Origin of the sequence: Alteromonas sp. CyTr2 (genome assembly GCF_947311905.1) — a bacterium.
GTDB classification, from domain to species: Bacteria; Pseudomonadota; Gammaproteobacteria; order Enterobacterales; family Alteromonadaceae; genus Alteromonas; species Alteromonas macleodii.
The window spans coordinates 19,532-39,131 of sequence record NZ_CAMZMZ010000031.1 but is presented as its reverse complement, the minus strand read 5'-3'; the positions used below and the strand labels follow the sequence as shown (position 1 = coordinate 39,131).

Sequence of the window (19,600 nt, the reverse complement as noted above, 5' to 3'; positions counted from 1 at the left end):
CAATGTTACCAAAGAAAAAGCAACTCGCTGTTCTTGTTACGCTAGCGTTGTCAGGCGCACATATTCATGCGCAAGAAGCCACAGACGAACAAGCCAGTGAAACCGAAGCGCAAAATATGGAAGTCATTGAAGTATCAGGCTTTCGTGGATCACTTAATAAATCACTGATGGAAAAGCGAACATCAGTTAACAGTAAAGAATCAATTGTTGCGCAAGACATTGGTAAATTCCCGGACTTAAATATTGCTGAGTCAATTCAACGTGTACCCGGCGTAGCCATTTCTCGTGAAGGTGGAGAAGGGCGCCAAATTACTTTGCGTGGTTTGAGCCCTTCATTTACCCGCACAACACTTAATGGCATGGAAGTGCCAGCAAGTACAGATGGCACTGACTCAGGTGGCGGTGTAAACGGTGGACGTGGCTTTGACTTTAACATTTTCGCTTCTGAATTGTTCAACCGCGTAGATATTCAAAAATCTCCTACCGCCTCTATGGAAGAAGGCGGCATTGCAGGTACGGTTGATCTGTACTCGGCAAAGCCGTTTGATTACGACGGTTTTAAATTCGTTTCATCTCTTCAAGGCGGCTATAACAGCATTACAGAAGAGACCGATCCTCGCGCCGCTTTCATGATCAGCAACCGTTTCGCTGACGACAAAGTCGGTGTGCTTTTCTCGGCAGCGTTCTCAGAGCGTACAGTAAGACAGGAAGGTTTTGGTACAGTTCGTTGGACTACTCCAGTTCGTGATGGTGGTGGCATCTTTGGCGATACATCAAACACGGTTGTTAACGGCACACCTGACGTAGATGATTGCCAGTATGAAGGTGAGTCGGTAGACCCGATTAATTGTTTATGGACTCCTCGTTTACCTAGACCTGACTACTTTGGTAATGATCAAGAGCGTGTAGGCTTCACCGGTTCAATTCAGTGGGCTGCAACAGATAATTTCACACTTACGTTAGACGGTTTAGTGTCCAAGCTTGATAACACCCGTACCATGTATAACTTCTTCCACATGTTCAGAAGTACATTCGAAGAAATTACACCTACCTCCATTACTGTCCATCCTAATGGTCAACAGATGCTGGCTGGTACGTACGACGGTATCAAATCGCGTATTGAAAGCCGTTTACAAGAATCAACCACTGACTTTAGCCAATTTGTAATTTCTGGCGAGTGGTTTATTGGTGAAAACCTTAAACTTGATATGATGGCCGGAACAGCAGAGTCTGACGCTCGTTCAGAGCAATATCGTTACAATATGACGTTGCTGGAAGAAACCAGCTACGGCTTTGACTTTAGCAATAACAGCAACGCGCCAGAAGTGACTTACGGTTACGATGTTAACGATGCAAGCAACTATAACCTAAGCGATGGCCGATTACGTGCTACTGATGTATTGCGTGAAAACGACACGGTCAAATTTGATGCGACATACTTAGGTGATGAAGTCACTATTAAGGCTGGCTTTGCCTACAATGACCGTGTTGTAACCTACAGTGAAGAGCAAATAAATGGCTTCCCAGATCAAGACTCGGCAGTAGGTTTTGCTGAAATTATGCCGGTAGACGATTTCGGAAGTGGTTTTGACGGCCCTCTTGACCCGTTCCTTGTAGCCGACTTTGACGCTATTAATAGCCAATTGTTAGATGTTGTTTGGACACCGCGTTCTGCACAAAGCTGGCAAGTAGGCGAAGAAACATCAGCTATGTACCTTGAGCTTGATACGAGCTATGAGATTGCCGACATGTTACTTCGCGCTAATTACGGTGTGCGTTATGTGAAAACAACCACAACCTCTGAAGGCTTTATTCAAGGCGAAACGGTACAAATCGAAAACGAGTACAATAACTTTTTACCAGCAGTTAACTTAGCACTTGAAGCAACTGATGACGTAGTTGTTCGCCTTGGCTTAACACAGTCTATGACTCGCCCAAGCCTGAACTCATTAAACCCTGGTAACCCAAGCTTTGATTATATTAACGGCTCGGTGAGCGTGGGGAACCCATTCCTTGATCCGTTTACGTCGAACAACGTTGACTTTGGTGTTGAATGGTACTTCGATGACGAAGCGCTACTAGCAGCAACAGTGTTCTACAAAGACATTGATAACTGGATTGTTCGCGCATCAGAAGAGCGTTTAGTCGACAGTGCTTACTACGACTTTATCGACAACGATGCACAGTTTGACCCTGTAATTGCGCTAGACCCACGCACTATTCCATACGAGCATAGCAGTCCAATTAACGCTGAAGACAGAAGTGTAAGCGGTTATGAGTTAATTTATCAGCAGCCGCTAAGTTTCTTACCAGGACTGTTCGAAAACATGGGTATCGTGTCGAACTATACGCACGTTAATGCTGACGACATCGAAGGTATGAGTGAAACATCGTACAACTTTACGGTGTATTACGAAACAGACCAATACGGTGCGCGTGTGTCAGTTAACAAACGCGACGATTACCTGACAGACTTTACTGGCAGCAATGGTAACGTTGCGCACGGTACGACAGGACCTACGCAGGTAGATTTCTCGTCATTTTACAACGTAAACGACGAGCTAACGTTGACCTTTGAAGTCATTAACCTTACCGATGAGTACGAGCGCTTGTTTACCACGGGTGATGGCTCTTTGAACTTGGTACGTGAGTACAACCACACGGGCCGTCAGTTCTTCCTTGGCGCTCGTTATACTATGTAAAAAAACAGGCCGGCCAATTATGTTGGCCGGCCTGAGATAATAATTAAATGTTGTGTTCCGTGAAGACGGGTGTGTTTGGCCATCGTAATGATGGCCTTTTTTATGTGCAAAAAGTGTAGGCCGGGAGGAGTTCAGCACGCCTCTACCTCACTTTTTGAGCAATTTGCATCGCAACAATAGAAATATTGAGAAGGAGAAAAGGTGTGAAAAATTCAAGTAAACCCACCACAGGGAAAATATTCACCGCGCTTCGCTTCAGTCTTGCAAGCGTTTTGGCTGTATCTAGTACTTCTGCAGTGGCAGACCAGCAAGGCACGAGTACACTTCACATTAGTTACGCGGCGCAATCTAGCGCTTATGCACTTACCAGTTCGGGTTCCCAAAGTGCTTCAATCCAAAGCGCTACTTATAAAGGCAGTGAAGAGGCTGTAAAAGCTCCACCCTACAAAAAGCCAGTTACCCTACATCTGGTCGGCGATTCAACCATGTCAGACAAGCCTATGTTGTCATATCCAGAACGTGGGTGGGGGCAATTGCTTCCTGAATTCATGCTGCCTAATCTTAATATTAAAAACCACGCGGCTAACGGCAGAAGCACAAAGCGATTTGTAGATGAGGGACGCTGGCAGCTTCTGTTATCCGATCTGTCTGAAGGTGATTTTGTGGCTATTCAGTTTGGTCATAACGATCAAAAACAGTCGGATCCTGCTCGCTATGCCGACCCGGAAAATGCTTATCCAGCTTACTTGAATCAGTTTGTTCAGGATGTTGAAGCAAAAGGGGCATCAGTGATTATCGCAAGTAGTATTTGCAGGCGACATTTCACTGAGGAAGGTGTATTAAAACGGACGTTGCTGGCGTATGCCGATGCAGCGAAGAAAGTGGCAGCACAAAATAACGTGCCATTTATTCCTATGAACGCTTTAACTTGCGATTTTCTTGCACAGGTAGGGGAGCCTAACAGCAACCATTACTTCATTAAGGTGCCCGCCGACCTTTATGCGCGCTACCCTGAAGGCAAAACGGACGACACTCACTTGAACGTTGTGGGCGCGGCGAAAATGTCGCAAATATTCGTGCGACAGCTAAAAGCGACAGCGCACCCACTGTCAAAATACGTATATCGAGACACGTTGTAAGCTCACATAAAAATGAAGTGGCGCGTTATTGCGGGCGTGCCGCGTTTTTTTATTGGGGGATCGCCTTTATTTTAATTAGCGTGCTTGCTTATGGTTACAATGGCAGGAAATAGAAGAGAAAAGAAAGAGGAATGTCACATACCGACTATAGCGACGGTATGTGATTAGTGAAGGCATCGCCTGATATAATGGCACCGGGGTAGGTAATCACTGTCGCTGCCACTTTTGCCCCATAGCTCGCGCTCTCAACAGGCTTTCTACCTGCAAGTCGAGCGGCCATATAACCGCCATTAAATGCATCGCCAGCAGCCGTTGTATCAACCACCTGTTCAACACGCTCAACAGGCACAATACACTGTTCTTGTTGACGGAGTATATGAACGCCAACCGCCCCGTTTTTCATCACGATTTCTTCAATCTGTTTGTCGGCTAAATAGCTAAATATTTCATCAGCATTAGTGTGGCCAAACAGCATTAAATGGTCGTCTGCACCTGGGAACGCCAAGTCTGCTTCAGCATATGCCTTACCCGTCCAGTATTTGGCATCTTCTTGAGATGACCAAAGGCGAGCTCGATAATTAGGATCAAAGGCAATCTTACTGCCTTTGGCCTTGAGGGACGAAATTAGTTCGAAAAGTGTAGCGCGCTGTTCGTCGTCTAAAATGGCAATAGAGATACCGCTCAAATAAAACCAATCACAAGCAAATTCAGCGCCGTTCATAATGTTGAGCGTCTGTGTTGCCGCAGACTGGTTACGCCAATATGCAAAGGTTCTTTCACCTTCGTTGTCGTTGCGGATCATATACAGGCCAAGGTTACGCGACGACGAGCGAAACACTAAATCAGTGTTAATTTCGTGCTCACCCATTTTAAACAGCAGCTCATCGCTTAAAAAGTCTGCGCCGATCGCCGTTAAGTAACTAATGGAAGATGAAGGCAAGCAGCGTTTTAAATAAACCGCAGTGTTGAACGTGTCGCCAGCAAAGCTTTTCGCCATCAGATTATTATCTGTGTTTTCATCGCGCGTACTAACTGATGACTCACGCTGAGTGCTTCGAAGCTCTACCATGCACTCGCCAAAAATAACCATTCTTTGGTTGGTATCAACTATGCTCATGCCGCAGCCTCATCAAACAATGTTAGGCTTTGTTGACATGCCAAAGTTATAGCTTGCCAATTTTTTGCTTCAATGGCTGCCTTCGGCATCATCCATGTACCGCCTACTGCTCTTACATTTCCAAGCGAGAGATACTCATTCGCGTTGTCGCCATTAATGCCGCCGGTAGGGCAGAAGGAAACATCGCTAAATACGCTTGAAATAGCTTTAAGAAAAGGTGTTCCGCCGCTAAGACTTGCAGGAAAGAACTTCATTTCGCGAATGCCTTTTTGGTGCGCCAAAAGAATATCGGCAGGCGTAGCGACACCTGGCAAAAAGGGTGCATTAGACGCAATCAGTGTATCGAGCAATGTCTCTGAGCTTGTGGGCGTTATCAAAAATTGCGCGCCTGCATCCAACGCTTCAAATACGTGGTTGCGATTTAACAATGTGCCCATACCCACAACGAGTTCAGGAAACTGTTTTCTAATCGCTGACAGGGCTTCAAATGCTGCGTCGCTGCGTTTCACTACTTCTATGTTGCACAGGCCGCTATTTGCAATTGCTTCTGCTAGGTGAAGCCCCTCGTCAACAGATTTAGGCTGAATAATAGGGAGTAATGGGGCGCCTTTAAGCATGGAAAAGGTACTTTTCATCACGCGGTTCCTTTTAGTGAATCTAGCGAACTTTCTGTTAACGTAGTGGGAGCAGAACCTTGCTGACCTTCGTTGCTGTTTTCGTGCGATAAAATGCTAAGCAGCTGATTAACTTTTTCGAGCACTTTTTCTTTGAACGTAGTGTTTACCGACAGTTCAGCGAACATGGTTTCAAGAGATAGCAATTTTTTAGCAAGTTCTATTGCCTGAAAGTCTACCGATTTTGCTGTAGCCCTTAACATACTATCTAGCGGGTCGGTGATAGTTTCGTTTAAGCGCGCCTTGTTGTTTACAAATAGGCACCATGCCGCAACGGCACTGCAGAGCAAATCAATATTTCGTTTTGCTTTTAGGTTATCGCGTACTGTGTCGAGAATTCGAAATGGGATTTTCTGTGACCCATCCCAAGCAATTTGCGACAACAGGTGGCGAATATGCTTGTTCTCGTAGCGCTTAACAATGTCTTGTGCGTAAGCGTTCAGATCGAAGTCTTGTGTTCCGCTATCGGCATTCTCGTTATCACTGGATAGAGACGGAACAATTTCTTCTTTCAACATGGTTTGAATCAGCTGCTTTATGGCTGGGGTACGCATTGCGTCGAATACGGTTTCCTTGCCAAGCAATAACCCTATGTAGGCCAGTGTTGAATGTGTGCCGTTTAGAATGCGAAGCTTAGCTTTTTCAAAGAAGCTCACATCATGAGTAAAAGTAACGCCAACTTTATCCCAAGCAGGTCGTGGGCCAGAAAAATTATCTTCAACCACCCATTGAGTAAATGCCTCTCGCTGAATAGGCCAGTTATCAGTTAAACCCAGCTCAGCGGCAACGTTGGCTTTAAAGCTGTCTTCAGTTGCTGGCGTAATACTGTCAACCATAGTGCAGGGGAAGGCGATGTTCTCGCTGATCCATTGACCGAGTGATTCGTCCGTTTTATTGGCGAACTCGGTCACCGCTTTTTGCAGCTTTTTACCGTTGTCTGACACGTTGTCACAGCTGATAATGGTAATATCTGCATAGCCTGCCTGCTTACGTTGTGCCAGCGCTTGCACAATTAGGCCAACTGCACTTACCGGTGTTTCTGGCGTGACTAAATCAGCTTTAATATCCGGATGATCAGTATCTAAGTGACCTTGCGCATTAAGGCAATAGCCCTTTTCTGTCACGGTAAGCGTCACAATTTTAGTTTGCTTGTTTACCAGTGCAGCAACAATGTCTTCACGATCATGTGCTAATGTAGAAAGGGTTTTAATTGCGCCGATAATGTGGGTTTCAGGCTCGTTATCAACAATACACAACGCATAGAGATTGTCTTGTGTACTCAACGCTTCTTTAAGAGATGCGCTGCGCATTGACACACCGTGAATGCGCCAGTCACCGCCATAAGCCAGCGCCTGTTCGGTATAATACGCTTGGTGCGCACGGTGAAAGGCACCTGGACCAATATGCACAATGCCACAACCGGTTGCTTCCAGATCGTAATTTGGTTTACTTACGCTGTCACTTAAAAGAGGTAGCGTTGAAATTGATAACGGCTTTGTCATGATTACCCCAGTTTGTACGCTTGTTTAGCAAAATCATAAGTGAGTTTTCTTGCAATGCTGGCCGCTTCTGTTTCACTGATGCGGTGCTCCACAACTAGCTGTGCAAGGAAGCGACAATCAATGCGTCTGGCAACATCGTGACGTGCAGGAATAGACAAGAACGCGCGCGTATCGTCATTAAAACCAACAGTATTGAAGAAACCTGCGGTTTCTGTCACTTGATGTCTAAAGCGCAACATGCCTTCAGGGCTATCGTGGAACCACCAAGAAGGACCAAGTTTCAGGCAAGGGTAGTGGCCTGCAAGTGGTGCTAATTCACGGCTGTACGTGGTTTCATCTAATGTAAATAGAATAATGTCGAGGTTAGGCTCGTTACCGTATTTACCGAGTAACGGGCGAAGCGCTTTAACAAAATCTGTTTGCATTGGAATGTCGTGGCCTTTATCGCGACCAAACTGTGTAAAGAGCTGACTGTTGTGGTTTCTAAACGAACCAGGGTGAATTTGCATCACCATGCCGTCTTCTACACTCATTCCCGCTAATTCGGTAAGCATTTGGGCTCTAAATAGCTCTTGCTCTTCAGCGTTACTGTTTCCGCTTCTTACTTTATCGAATAAAGCAATACACTCAGCTTCACTTAAATCAGCTGTGTTCGCCGTTGGGTGTCCGTGATCTGTTGCTGTCGCACCGTGCTCTCTAAAGACGGCACGTCGTGCACGAATTGCGTTCAGGTAGCCCTGCCAGGTTGCAGTGTCTTCACCGGTGAGTTCACCAAGTTTCTCAATGTTTGAAACAATATCTTCGCGTGAAGCATCGACTACATCATCAGGTCTAAAGGTGGTGATAACCCGCTTTGCCCACGGTGTATCTTTAATCGCTGCGTGATGGGGAAGGGCATCAAGCGCGCCTTCGGTGGTAGCAATCACTTCAATATTGAAGCGGTCCATCAGCGCACGGGGTTTAAAGTCATCCCCTTGAAGCTGCGCAGTGATGTGGTCGTAATAATGCGTTGCGTTGTCGCTACACAACATCTCGCGCAAACCAAATACATCGTGAAATACAGTGTCTAACCACAAACGCGATGGTGTGGCAGCAAATAGATGATAGTTATCTGCCAGAAGTTTCCAGATTTTACGTGGATCCTTTTCCGTTTCGCCGCCGTCCCAACGTGGCACACCAATATCGGTTAATTTAATACCTTGGCTATACAGCATTCTGAACACATAGTGATCAGGGGTGATAAACAACTCGGTTGCATTGGTGAAATTATTGTTTTGTGCAAACCAACGTGGGTCAGTATGGCCATGTGGACTTATGATAGGGAGATCTCGAATTTCCTTATACAGCGCCTTTGCAACACTTCGGGTTGCTTCATCGGCAGGAAAAAGTCTATCTTCATGTAATAATATCGATTCCATAACGCTCTCTTTTAGAGGGTGACGCCACGTTTCCAAATAGCAATCTCATGGCTGCCATTCTTCTCGTTGCAGGTTTGTTGACCAGATGCCACTGCCAAACAATGTTGGAGTAGCGCTTCGGCACACTTATCGATAGAGACGCCTTCCAGAACTTGTCCAGCGTTAAAATCTATCCAATGTGGCTTCTTATTAGCGATATCTGAATTTGACGATATCTTGACTGTGGGTACAGGAAAACCAAGGGGCGTGCCTCGGCCTGTGGTGAATAAAACGATATGTGCCCCCGATGCTGCCAACGCCGTTGAACTAACGGCATCGTTACCAGGTGCTTGTAATAAACTTAAGCCTTTGTCTTGCTTTGGCTCGCCATACTGCAAGATAGACTGAATAATAGAGGTTCCACCTTTTTGAACCGCGCCGAGTGACTTTTCTTCTAGCGTGGTTAATCCGCCAGCTTTATTGCCTGGAGACGGGTTTTCGTAAATAGGTTGGTTGTGGGCGATAAAGTAGTTCTTAAACTCATCAATCAGCGAGTTAAACGCCTCAAATACGTCTTTGTTTTTAGCGCGATTCATTAAGAGCTGTTCGGCACCAAACATTTCTGGCGTTTCGGTTAAAATGACCGAGCCACCTAGATTACACATTAAATCGGTAACACGCCCTACTGTTGGATTGGCAGTAATACCGCTAAAAGCGTCGCTACCACCACACTTCATGCCTAAGGTTAATTCGCTAGCGTCGATCGGCTCACGTTTGTCATTAGCCATTACTTTTAACAAGTCATAAACCGCATTGACGCCTTCTTCTAACTCATCTACCACTTCTTGTGCGTTGTAGAAGCGAACCCGATTTGCCGGTTTATCAACGTGAGGCAGTAAACTCTTAAGCTGATTGTTTTCGCAACCCAAGCCTACAATTAACACCGCACCAGCGTTCGGGTGAGATGCGAGAGAGGCTAAGATAGTGCGCGTGTCATCTAAATCATCGCCCAGCTGAGAACAGCCAAAAGGGTGGGTGAATGCGCGGAACCCGTCGCACTCGCTAGAGAAACGACGATTACATTCGTTGGCAATACGGTCTGCTGTTCGATTTACGCAGCCTACGGTATTGATGATCCATACTTCATTGCGAATACCCACTTTTCCATTTTCTCTTCTGTAGCCCATGAACTGTAACCCAGAAGTAAGATGGTTTTGTTTTGAAGCGGTATTTGACGGCGCGTAAACGTATTGTTCAGTGCCTTTTAACTTAGTCTTTGCGTTATGGCTGTGAACATGTTCACCAGCATTAATTTGGCTTGTTGCAGCACCAATGCTGAAACCATATTTTACGATGTCGCCACCGTCTGACAGGGTAACTAAGGCAACTTTATGGCCAGCAGGAATGTCTTGGCTAACTGTAATGTCATATTCAGCGATGTAAGTGCCAGCCACGATAGGGCAGGTTGCAACCGCAACGTTATCGTTATTATGCACTTTAACTAGTTGTGTTTTAACGTCCATTACAAGTCCTGCTTTATCTTTACGGCTTATTTAACCGCTAAGCGTTGTTAAATAAGCACTGTGTATTTAAAAAGAGCGATAGATTAGAAAACGTTGCTTTTTACGCTCTGTTTACAAATTGTTTATTTTTAACATTCTTTTTTATTGTAGTGCCACCGGTGGCATAATAGGTCGAAAAAGAAGTGTTAGCAACACTTCATTGTAAAAAATCACACTTTTTTAATTGAATCGCGAATAATTAGGTGAGGTTTGACCAGATACGTTTCGGTTTCACTAACTTCACTGCCTTCGATGTGCGCGATGATTTTACGCGCTGCGATAGCTGCCATATCGCCAACGGGACGTTGAACAGTAGTAAGGGCAGGGATTACACGGGCAGCAAGTAGGTTGTCATCGAACCCCGCGACGGATAGTTCGTCAGGTACGGTTATTCCCATTTCATGAGCCACTTTCAATACGCCTGCTGCCATTTCATCGTTGTTTGCAAAAATAGCTTTAACTCGTGGTGACTGAATAAGCAATTGACGCGCGCATTCTATACCGCTTTCAAAGCTGTTTTTACCCTCAATTACCCTGTTTTTAGGTACATCGACACCCAGGCCGTTAAGCGTTTCAACAAAGCCTTCCAAACGCTCTTTTGAGGAATAATACTGTTGCGGACCGCTGATGATGCCAATGTCTTTATGACCTAGTGAAACCATATAGCGCGCTAAATCACTTAAAGCAGCTCTGTCGTCACTCACTACGATATTTTGATGGTCATCTAAATCTACTGACGCCATTCGCACATAGTTAATGCTCTTTTGTTGCAGCGCGTCGGCTAATAACTTCGATTCGGATACCGGTGGCAATATGATGACACCGTCTATGTTTGAACGACGTACAAAGTTAATACAGTCTTCTACAAAACCTTCGGCATTATAACTACAAGGGTGTACAACTAACTCATAACCCTTTTGAGAACATATGCTTAACACGCCTCTTTGCACTTGGTCGATATACAAGGCATCGGGGTTGTCGTAAATTAGGCCTATCAAGTATGAGCGGCTAGTACTTAAACCACGCGCTTGCTTGTCAGGGGCAAACCCCGTTTCTTGAATGACCGCTTCAATGCGCTCACGTGTTGCTTTTCCCACATTGGTCGCACCGTTAATGACGCGTGACACGGTACGCTTTGAAACACCTGCTAGGGCTGCAACATCATTGATAGTCGGGCGCTTGTTCATAATTCTCTGTTTTTCCGCGCTATTATGTCGTTACTTCCGATATTACCACACAAATACGGGCAATATGTTTTTGTTACTCAAAAGTGAAAGTTCGTGTGATCAAACTCCGCCTGACCACACCTTTCAGTTTTGATGATTCTACCTTACTAAAATCCTAGTGCACGTGGTAGCGCTTCGCTGAACCATGCGACATACGTAACTAGCATAAGAACGACAAACATAGCCACATATAAAGGTATTAGCGGTCGAATGATGTTCTCAAGTTTGGTTTTGGCAATGGCACAGGTAATGAAAAGTACGGCGCCGACGGGCGGTGAGCACAATCCGATAGACAGGTTGAGCACGAGCATGATGCCGAATTGCAGTTCGCTCATTCCAAGTTCTAAGGCCACCGGCAAAAATATGGGCGTAAAAATAAGTACGGCAGGTGTCATATCCAAGAATGCACCAACTACGATAAGCAATAGGTTGATTAAGAGAAGAATAAGTAATGGGTTATCGCTTATCGACAACAATGCGTTACTTAAAGTTTGCGGAATGTTCTCGAACGACAATAGCCAAGACATCGCTGTTGAGGCCGCGATAAGCAGCATTACAATTGCCGTCGTTTCTGCCGCCTTCAAGAAAATATCAGGTAGGGCTTTCGCATCCACTTCTTTATAAAACACCACAGCTAACAGCAATGAGTAAACCACCGCAATGGCACCTGCTTCAGTAGCGGTAAAAACGCCGCCCACAATGCCGCCAATCACTAAGAATATGAGGAATAGGGAAGGGAGTGCTGCGATAGTTTTTTCGACAACTACTTTAATAGGAAGTCGCGGCGATAGCGGGTATCCCTTCATTTTTGCGTAGATAAAGCACACCAGCATGAGCGCTAGACCCACCATAATGCCTGGAATATAGCCAGCCATAAAGAGGGCGGCGATGGATACACCACCGCTAGCGATTGCGTATACAATTAAGATATTACTTGGCGGAATTAACATTCCCGTAGTTGATGCAGCGGCAGTGACCGCTGCGCTAAAATTCGGCTCGTAGCCAGCTTTCTTCATTTCGGGCAACATGAAGCTGCCAATAGCAGACGTAGTCGCTACTGCAGACCCTGAAATTGCACCAAACAGCATGCAGGAAACAACATTTACTAAGGCTAAACCACCGGGAAGGGCACCAATAAGCGCCATTGCACATTCAATTAATCGCTTGGCTATCCCGCCGCGTCCCATGATAAGGCCAGATAAAACAAAAAATGGGATTGCCAAGAGCGCAAAGCTATTAAGACCACCTGCCATACGCTGGGCAATAGTAATGGTTGCCGGAGCAATGTCCATGCTCATTACCATAGCAAGCAGCGTGGCTACACCAATGCTGATTGAAATAGGAACATTTAAAAGAAGGAGTACAAAAAAGGCGACGACTAAGATAATACCGGTCAGTTCCATTACGCTGACTCCTTATTGTTGTTTCGCCAAAGTGCAGTAATGTTAACCAGTGCATAGGCAATGATAAGGCCTCCAGATAAGGGAAGCACGCTATAGATAAAGCCCATTTTTACACCTAGCGCCGCTGAGATTTGCTCTAGCTCTAATGTAAGAGACACTAGTTCAGCGCCGCCGTAAACCATCACCAAAACACAGAAGATAATGACAATGACTTCAACGCAGGTAAGTAGAAGGCGTTTCACTTTACGAGACTGACGCTCAACAATTAAGTTGAACCCCAAATGCGCGTTTTGGCGATAGGCGTAGGCCGCACCTAAGATGCCAATCCAAATAAGTATGAACCTAGACAGCTCTTCGGTGACCGAAGCAGGGTCTTTAAGTACGTAACGTGAGACCACTTGCCAAATTACGGTAAGTAAAATACTTACCATGGCAATAATAAGGGTGCCGGCTAAGGCTTTATCGATGAGGCGTATTATTGTCATTGTTACATCGCTTTTATTTGCGTAATTAAGTCGCCAATTGGCGTGTTTTCAAAGCTCTTATGAAAAGGCTTTACCGCTTCAACGAAAGGCGCTTTATCAGGCGTAATAACTGTGACGCCTTCGGCTTTTACCTTTTCTAAAGAGGCTTGCGTAGATGTTTTCCAAAGTTCGCGTTGGTATTCAACAGAGTCTTCCATTGCTTTGGTTAGCCACGTTCGCTGCTGTTCATTCAAACTTTCCCATACCGGCAGCGATGCCAGCATGACGTCTGGAACACTGGTATGCTCGTCAAGGCTGTAGTAACGGGCAATTTCATAATGACGTGAAAGGTAGTAGCTGGGCGGGTTATTCTCTGCGCCGTCTACAACGCCTTGCTGAAGCGCAGTGTACAGTTCTCCCCAGGCAACGGGGGTTGCAGCTCCTCCAAGTGCGCGAACTGTTGCTACTGCAGTGGGGCTGTTCAACACGCGAATTTTGAGTCCGTTCAGATCGCTTGGTGTTTCTATTGGTTTGTCGTTGGTGTAAAAACTGCGGCTTCCCGCATCGTAATAGCCGAGACCTTTAAGTCGAAAGTCTTCAACACCAGATAGCAACTCATCGCCTAAATCGCTGTTTAATACACGCCAGAAGTGTTCGTTATCGCGGAAAATGTAGGGAATGCTAAAAATCTTCATTTCGGGAGCAAACCCTTCCAAAGGACTTGCCGACACCTTAGTCATGGCGAGTGAGCCAATCTGCAGCAGTTCTACCATCTCCCTCTCGGTTCCCAGCTGGCTGCTCGGGTAAATAACCACACTCATTGTACCGTCAGAATAGTAATCTAGGCGCTCTCCAAGATATTCCATTGCTTTATGTACTGAGTGTTGAGTGTCCAGCGTATGCCCCAAGCGCAATACGGTGACCTCGCCTTGCAGTTCATTTTGCGAACACGCCGAGGCTAGCAACAGGGCCGTGGCTGACAGTGTGAGTTTTATATACCGCAACATAATCATTACACCTATTTAGAGCAGGGCTGCTTAACGCAACTGTGAAGGCGGAAACTTATCCATATCATCGTAATCCAGGTTTTCACCTGCCATTCCCCAGATAAATGCATAGCTTCCAGTACCTACACCACAATGAATGGACCAAGGTGGCGATACCACGGCTTCTTCATTCGCTACAAAAATATGGCGAGTTTCGTGAGGTTCGCCCATGAAGTGACATACGCGGCTTTCGCTATCCATATCAAAGTAAAAGTACACTTCATTGCGTCGGTCATGTTGATGAGCTGGCATGGTGTTCCAGACAGAGCCTGTATGCAGACGCGTTAGGCCCATTTGAAGCTGACAAGTATCGACAACAGTATTGATAAGTAACTGTTTGATATCACGCTTGTTGGAGGTTTCCTGGCTGCCTAAGTGAAGGATGTTTGCATCTGTGCTGCCTATTTTCTTGCAGGGATAGGCGTGGTGAGCCGACGCCGAGTTTAAGTAATATTTGGCAGGATTGGACGCATTGTCCGACTCAAAAATGACTTCTTCATTGCCTTGTCCGATGTACAAGGCCTCTTCATTATCTAGGTGATAAGTGGTGCCTGAAACAGTAATGGTTCCGGGCCCGCCGATATTAATTACACCGACTTCGCGACGGGCGGTAAAGAACGGCATCTTTAACTGATCTTCAATGGTTTCTAGCGTTAGCGCTGACGTTGTCGGTACGGCACTTCCAAGCATAAAGCGTTCGTAGTGGGTGTATATCCATACGACTTCACCTTGTGTCATTAGGGTGTCGACTAAAAACGCGTCACGCAATTCTTGCGTGTTGTAAGCATTGGCCTCTTTACGACCGATAGCATATCGGGTGTCTATTTTCTTGCTCATGTCTTTTCTATCGCTCATGGCTGTATCCCCCATTCGTGAATTAACGTGCTAGAAAGCCGCCGTCGACAGCAAGGATATGGCCGTTTACGTAATTGCTTGCTGCGCTCGCAAGAAATACCGCCGCACCTGCTAAATCATCACTTTCCCCCCAGCGATTAGCTGGAATGCGGGCACAAATTTCAGCACTGCGCGTTTCATCATCTTGCAGTGCTTGGGTGTTATCGGTTTTGATGTAACCTGGCGCAATTGCGTTCACCTGCACATTGTATTGGCCCCATTCGTTTGCTAGCGCTTTCGTAAGGCCCGCAATGGCGTGCTTACTCGCGGTGTAGGCAGGAACGGTGATGCCACCTGTATAACTTAACATTGATGCAATATTGATGATTTTGCCTTGTCCCCGTTCTACCATCGTCTTGCCAATAGTTTGGCTAAGTAGGAAAGCTGAATCGATGTTGACAGCAAGCACGTTTTTCCACTCGTCAAAAGGAAAGTCGGTTGCTGGTGCTCTGAAAATAGTGCCGCCGTTATTCAGCAGGATGTCGATGTGTCCTTTAATGCTTAAGGCATCTTCAGCAAGTTTAACTACCGCGTCGGCATCAGCGAGGTCGGCATCTAATGCCATGGCTTGACCACCTTCACTTTGAATTTTACGTAGTGTCTCGTCACATCCACCTGGTCGAGAGCTGGCGCAGATGACGAAGGCGCCAGAAGTGGCGAGTGCTAAAGCAAGCGCTTGGCCTATACCTCGACTTGCTCCGGTCACTAATGCGGTTTTACCTTCTAGGCTAAAGTTGACCATGTAATTTACCTTTCACTAAATGGTTCATGGGTATGACGAATTTTATCGACATACTAAATTGAAAAATCTCGTTAACAAAATTTAAAATAATTGCCACCGGTGGCATTTGTCAATATATTGTTTATAAATATCGTTAATTAGTTAAATGCGTTAACAACCGATGGAGAGCATAAAAGTGATGAAATTTAGTAAGATAGGTCTAATTTTGGTGCCATTATTGGCAAGTTGCTCACAAGGGGATATAAATTCGGCTTTGTCTGTTAAGGTGAAAAATTCGGCAGACGGTGGTAGCGGCGATCAAATTTTTGAAGTATCTCTGCCCCCGCAATATTCGGGGTGGAAGTTAAAGCAATATCCGTCAGAATGGATTGAGAATAGCGAAGGGCAAGCGGTGTTACTAGGTGCAGCATCCATTGCGCCAGGAAGTAGTGCGTCATTGGAACTTATGCCACCTGAGCAAGCTACGAATGTTAACCTTAAAGACCGGGCGCACGCTGAACTTTCCGTAAGAACAGGAGGAGAGTGGCAAGACGCAGTATATAGCGCTGAGGGTTTTTCTTTTGAAGAAGTTACCTCATTCACATCGCCTCCGCAATTGACCGATCATTCTTACTTTTTGCGTTACGAAGGACCAGGCTGGGAGTCTGATCAAATGGGCTATCGCCTTTATCTTGATTGGCGTAACGCTATTGATGTCTTTGTTAAAGCGAACGACAGTGTAGTATTACCTGAGGTGGGGCAAGACGGCTACGATAGCTATCATAATTTATCTTCGTGGGGTGGAGACGCGCTTAAAGTTGGTAAATCGTTGGGCGTGGGTGCGCTAGGTCGATTAACAGAACAAGAAACCCAAGACTCCTCAACGCAGACAGTTATGCACTTTCAGCATGTAGAGAATACGCAATACCAATTAGTCTCGAACTCTCAGTTGCGGGCTGAGTTCGAGGTTGGCTACGAAGGGTGGTCATCGTCTGATGCGAAAGCGGACAGCATCGACGTTACCACGCACTATCGAATTGATGCGTTTGACCCCACCACCCACATCAGCGTTTCTGTATCAGAGCCATCGGATAATATTGTCGCAGGTCTAGTGGCGCATGATGGAATGCAGGTGATTAAAGCCGAGCGTGGAGAGTGGGGCGTTGTAGCGACTTGGGGAACGCAAAGTATCTTGGCAGATAATGACAACTTAGGGTTGGCCGTTGTTTATCGGTTAGATCAGGTCGAAAACGTATTCGAGGGTGAACATGACCACCTTGTATTGTTCAAACCTTTAACCGCTTTAGATTATAAAATTCTCGCGGTTTGGCCTAAGCGCAGCAGTGATGTACAAACTGCAAAGCAGTTTGAAGATTATCTGGTTAATAAATTAAAGATGTATAATCATCCTCTTACCGTCTTAAACTAAGTATTACTTAGCGACCAGGCTAGCGGGCTGTAGCGAAATGCGTAGCCCGTTAGCTTATATTATGTCTTTCTCTAATTGCCTTCTTCAACTACCCACTTTTTCCATTTTAGCCCATCCAACTTTCAAGCAGTTATGTGCTGTTGTGTTCACGGGCACAAAGCTCTGACCAGTATTGTGAAACAAATAATTCATAAACTGACTGAGTGGTTTAGGTTTTCTTGATTGATCATTCAATAATCCCAATGATTACAGCGCCTTCGTAAATCTTCGCATTTGTTTTATTCGTTTTTTCATACCCTTGTGTCAATAAAGCTTCATTTTGGTGTCAATTCACTGTCACCGGAATGTCACAAATGTCCTCCAGACTTTCGCCCGCTAAGACCGTTTACTGAGGTGAGTCTTCTGCTTACCTCCACTCAACATCGAAAACAAGTATAAGCAAGGAACTATAATGAAAAGCGAAACTCTTCGTGGAATTAAGTATTCAGCGATAGCACTGGCTGTAACACTAGGGATGACTGCCTGTTCACTGGAAGGTGACGATGGCGAAGACGGTGTACAAGGCCCTGTAGGTGAGCAAGGCCCAGTAGGAGATCAAGGCCCGGTGGGCGATCAAGGTCCTCAAGGTGATAGTGCAGGTACGCTAACACGTATCGCTACGGTTCCACTTGGTGCAGAAGTGACCGGTATATTCTTAACAGACGAAGGCGATTTATTTTTTAACGTTCAGCACCCGTCTGGCACTAATGCGGCGACAACCAGTGTAAATGCAATGCCTATCAACACCGGTACAGTGGGCGTGCTTGCAGGTGCTAACTTCAACAATCTGCCAGTAACATTACCAAATTCACCTGTACCAAGCTCAGATGAAGAAAAAGAGCTGGTGGTTTCTGCCATTGGTCAATATCAAGTACTCGGACAAACGGGCGACACTTTCGGTACTGACCTACCAGAAGGCTTAGGTCACATCTACACGTTGGATGGCGAAGAGTTGGTTCTTGAAAATGACATGCCTGATTTTAACGGCTTCATATCAACCGCCGAAGGCGAAGGTTACCTTTTCTCGAACTGGGAAGAGCTTCCTGGCGGTATGAGCCGCATGAAAGTTGAAAAAGACGAGTTTGGTATGTGGGAAGTAACTGAAGCCATGATGCTGGATTTCTCGCCAGTGTGGGGAACGGCGGCAAACTGCTTTGGTTCAATGTCACCTTGGGGTACACCGCTTACTTCAGAAGAGTGGGTGGTTGATTCGGCGGTGGATACGACAACATCACCAAGCTGGAATAACCCAGAGGCCGTTTCTACAGATGCGCGCTTAGGTCGTATGTGGCAAATGACGGCGCCAGATGCGCCAAACCCTTACAACTATGGCTACATTGCGGAAGTAACAGAGCCGTTGGCTGATGAGCCGGTTATTGTTAAGCATTTTGCCATGGGCCGGTACGAGCATGAGAACTCAACGGTCATGCCTGACGGTAAAACGGTTTACCTTTCTCAAGATGATACGGGTGGCGTACTGTTTAAGTTTGTCGCAGACACAGCTGAAGACTTATCGGCAGGTACACTTTACGGCGCTAAGCTCACTCAGGATGCAGGTCAGAATGATCCTGCGACAACTGGTTTTGCGGTTGAATGGGTGGAATTAGCTAGCGGTGATAACCTGACTATTCGCGCGTGGATTGATGAATACAATGGTATTGGTACCGACGATTACGTGGATGGACAAAGCTCTTACATTACTATGGCCGACGTTCAAGCATGGGCTGATGGCGATGCGACCTATCCAACGGTAGAGGAAGGTGGCTCTAGCGTAACAGCAGGACAGCCAATGGATAACCGCGTAGCGTTCTTAGAGAGTCGTGCAGCGGCCCGTCTTAAAGGGGCTACCGCAGAGTGGAGAAAACTGGAAGGTATCTCAATCAACCAGAAACGCGCAAAAGAAGCGGTTGAAGGTGTAGATACTATCGAAGGTGAAGTGGTACAGAATGCATACCTTTACATCGGCATCGCTGATATCGACAACACAATGATTGACGGTGAAGGCGATATGCAGCTTTCTGCCCGCGTTAAAGACTGTGGTGGCGTTTATCGTGCCAAGCTTGAAGAAGGCTATAACATCTCTCGTATTGAACCTGTAGTGATGGGCGGTACGTACCGTTCAAGCCTAACTGGCGCCGAGCGTTGTGACGTTGAACAGCTTTCTCAACCAGATAACGTAGTGGTGATGAACGACGGCCGTATTCTTATCGGTGAAGACGGTTTCCAAGAAAACAATACGCTGTGGATGTATGAGCCAGCAGATAAGTAAGTTTTCTTTTTAATTT

General features: G+C 46.0%; 15 protein-coding genes. 4 read left to right on the top strand and 11 right to left on the bottom strand.

All coding sequences use genetic code 11. From position 1 onward, the window contains the following. Positions 1–2: 2 nt before the first annotated feature. Positions 3–2,702, top strand: a complete 2,700-nt coding sequence (locus QME20_RS15070) for a TonB-dependent receptor (RefSeq protein ID WP_187446282.1) — start codon at positions 3–5, stop codon at positions 2,700–2,702. A gap of 203 nt (positions 2,703–2,905) precedes the next feature. Next, complete coding sequence (locus QME20_RS15065) at positions 2,906–3,841, top strand: rhamnogalacturonan acetylesterase (RefSeq protein WP_281716189.1); 936 nt, start codon at positions 2,906–2,908, stop codon at positions 3,839–3,841. 145 nt (positions 3,842–3,986) lie between these two features. On the opposite strand, the gene QME20_RS15060 is transcribed toward QME20_RS15065, so the two are convergent. The 11 genes from QME20_RS15060 to kduD form a co-directional block, all read right to left on the bottom strand. Then, positions 3,987–4,958, bottom strand: coding sequence for a sugar kinase (locus QME20_RS15060; protein WP_281716188.1), 972 nt, complete (start codon positions 4,956–4,958; stop codon positions 3,987–3,989). Further along, positions 4,955–5,593 (bottom strand): bifunctional 4-hydroxy-2-oxoglutarate aldolase/2-dehydro-3-deoxy-phosphogluconate aldolase, encoded by a 639-nt coding sequence (gene eda / locus QME20_RS15055; RefSeq protein ID WP_014979614.1) that lies wholly within the window; start codon positions 5,591–5,593, stop codon positions 4,955–4,957. The genes QME20_RS15060 and eda overlap by 4 nt, the downstream gene beginning before the upstream one ends. Beyond that, positions 5,593–7,134 (bottom strand): mannitol dehydrogenase family protein, encoded by a 1,542-nt coding sequence (locus QME20_RS15050; protein ID WP_281716187.1) that lies wholly within the window; start codon positions 7,132–7,134, stop codon positions 5,593–5,595. The genes eda and QME20_RS15050 overlap by 1 nt, the downstream gene beginning before the upstream one ends. Before the next feature lie 2 nt (positions 7,135–7,136). Next, positions 7,137–8,552, bottom strand: a complete 1,416-nt coding sequence (gene uxaC / locus QME20_RS15045) for a glucuronate isomerase (RefSeq protein WP_039225321.1) — start codon at positions 8,550–8,552, stop codon at positions 7,137–7,139. An 11-nt stretch (positions 8,553–8,563) separates the two neighbouring features. After that, complete coding sequence (locus tag QME20_RS15040; RefSeq protein ID WP_281716186.1) at positions 8,564–10,054, bottom strand: altronate dehydratase family protein; 1,491 nt, start codon at positions 10,052–10,054, stop codon at positions 8,564–8,566. 209 nt (positions 10,055–10,263) lie between these two features. After that, on the bottom strand, positions 10,264–11,280 hold the full coding sequence (locus QME20_RS15035) for a LacI family DNA-binding transcriptional regulator (RefSeq protein WP_014949874.1): 1,017 nt from the start codon (positions 11,278–11,280) through the stop codon (positions 10,264–10,266). 146 nt (positions 11,281–11,426) lie between these two features. Next, entirely contained in the window at positions 11,427–12,722 is a 1,296-nt protein-coding gene (locus tag QME20_RS15030; RefSeq protein WP_014949873.1) for a TRAP transporter large permease, read from the bottom strand. Beyond that, positions 12,722–13,207, bottom strand: a complete 486-nt coding sequence (locus QME20_RS15025) for a TRAP transporter small permease (RefSeq protein WP_014949872.1) — start codon at positions 13,205–13,207, stop codon at positions 12,722–12,724. The genes QME20_RS15030 and QME20_RS15025 overlap by 1 nt, the downstream gene beginning before the upstream one ends. A gap of 2 nt (positions 13,208–13,209) precedes the next feature. Then, a complete protein-coding gene (locus tag QME20_RS15020; protein ID WP_239240761.1) occupies positions 13,210–14,193 on the bottom strand; it encodes a TRAP transporter substrate-binding protein in 984 nt (327 codons plus the stop codon). A 30-nt stretch (positions 14,194–14,223) separates the two neighbouring features. Continuing rightward, positions 14,224–15,069 carry a 5-dehydro-4-deoxy-D-glucuronate isomerase gene (kduI, locus tag QME20_RS15015; RefSeq protein ID WP_281716192.1) on the bottom strand — a complete coding sequence of 282 codons (846 nt, stop codon included), beginning with the start codon at positions 15,067–15,069 and terminating at the stop codon, positions 14,224–14,226. Between the two features lie 40 nt (positions 15,070–15,109). Beyond that, positions 15,110–15,868 carry a 2-dehydro-3-deoxy-D-gluconate 5-dehydrogenase KduD gene (gene kduD, locus QME20_RS15010; protein WP_014976831.1) on the bottom strand — a complete coding sequence of 253 codons (759 nt, stop codon included), beginning with the start codon at positions 15,866–15,868 and terminating at the stop codon, positions 15,110–15,112. A 178-nt stretch (positions 15,869–16,046) separates the two neighbouring features. On the opposite strand from kduD, the gene QME20_RS15005 reads away from it, so the two are divergent. Both QME20_RS15005 and QME20_RS15000 read left to right on the top strand, forming a co-directional pair. Further along, positions 16,047–17,276, top strand: a complete 1,230-nt coding sequence (locus QME20_RS15005) for a DUF4861 family protein (RefSeq protein ID WP_281716191.1) — start codon at positions 16,047–16,049, stop codon at positions 17,274–17,276. Between the two features lie 451 nt (positions 17,277–17,727). Then, positions 17,728–19,584, top strand: coding sequence for an alkaline phosphatase PhoX (locus tag QME20_RS15000; protein WP_014949867.1), 1,857 nt, complete (start codon positions 17,728–17,730; stop codon positions 19,582–19,584). Positions 19,585–19,600 lie beyond the last annotated feature (16 nt).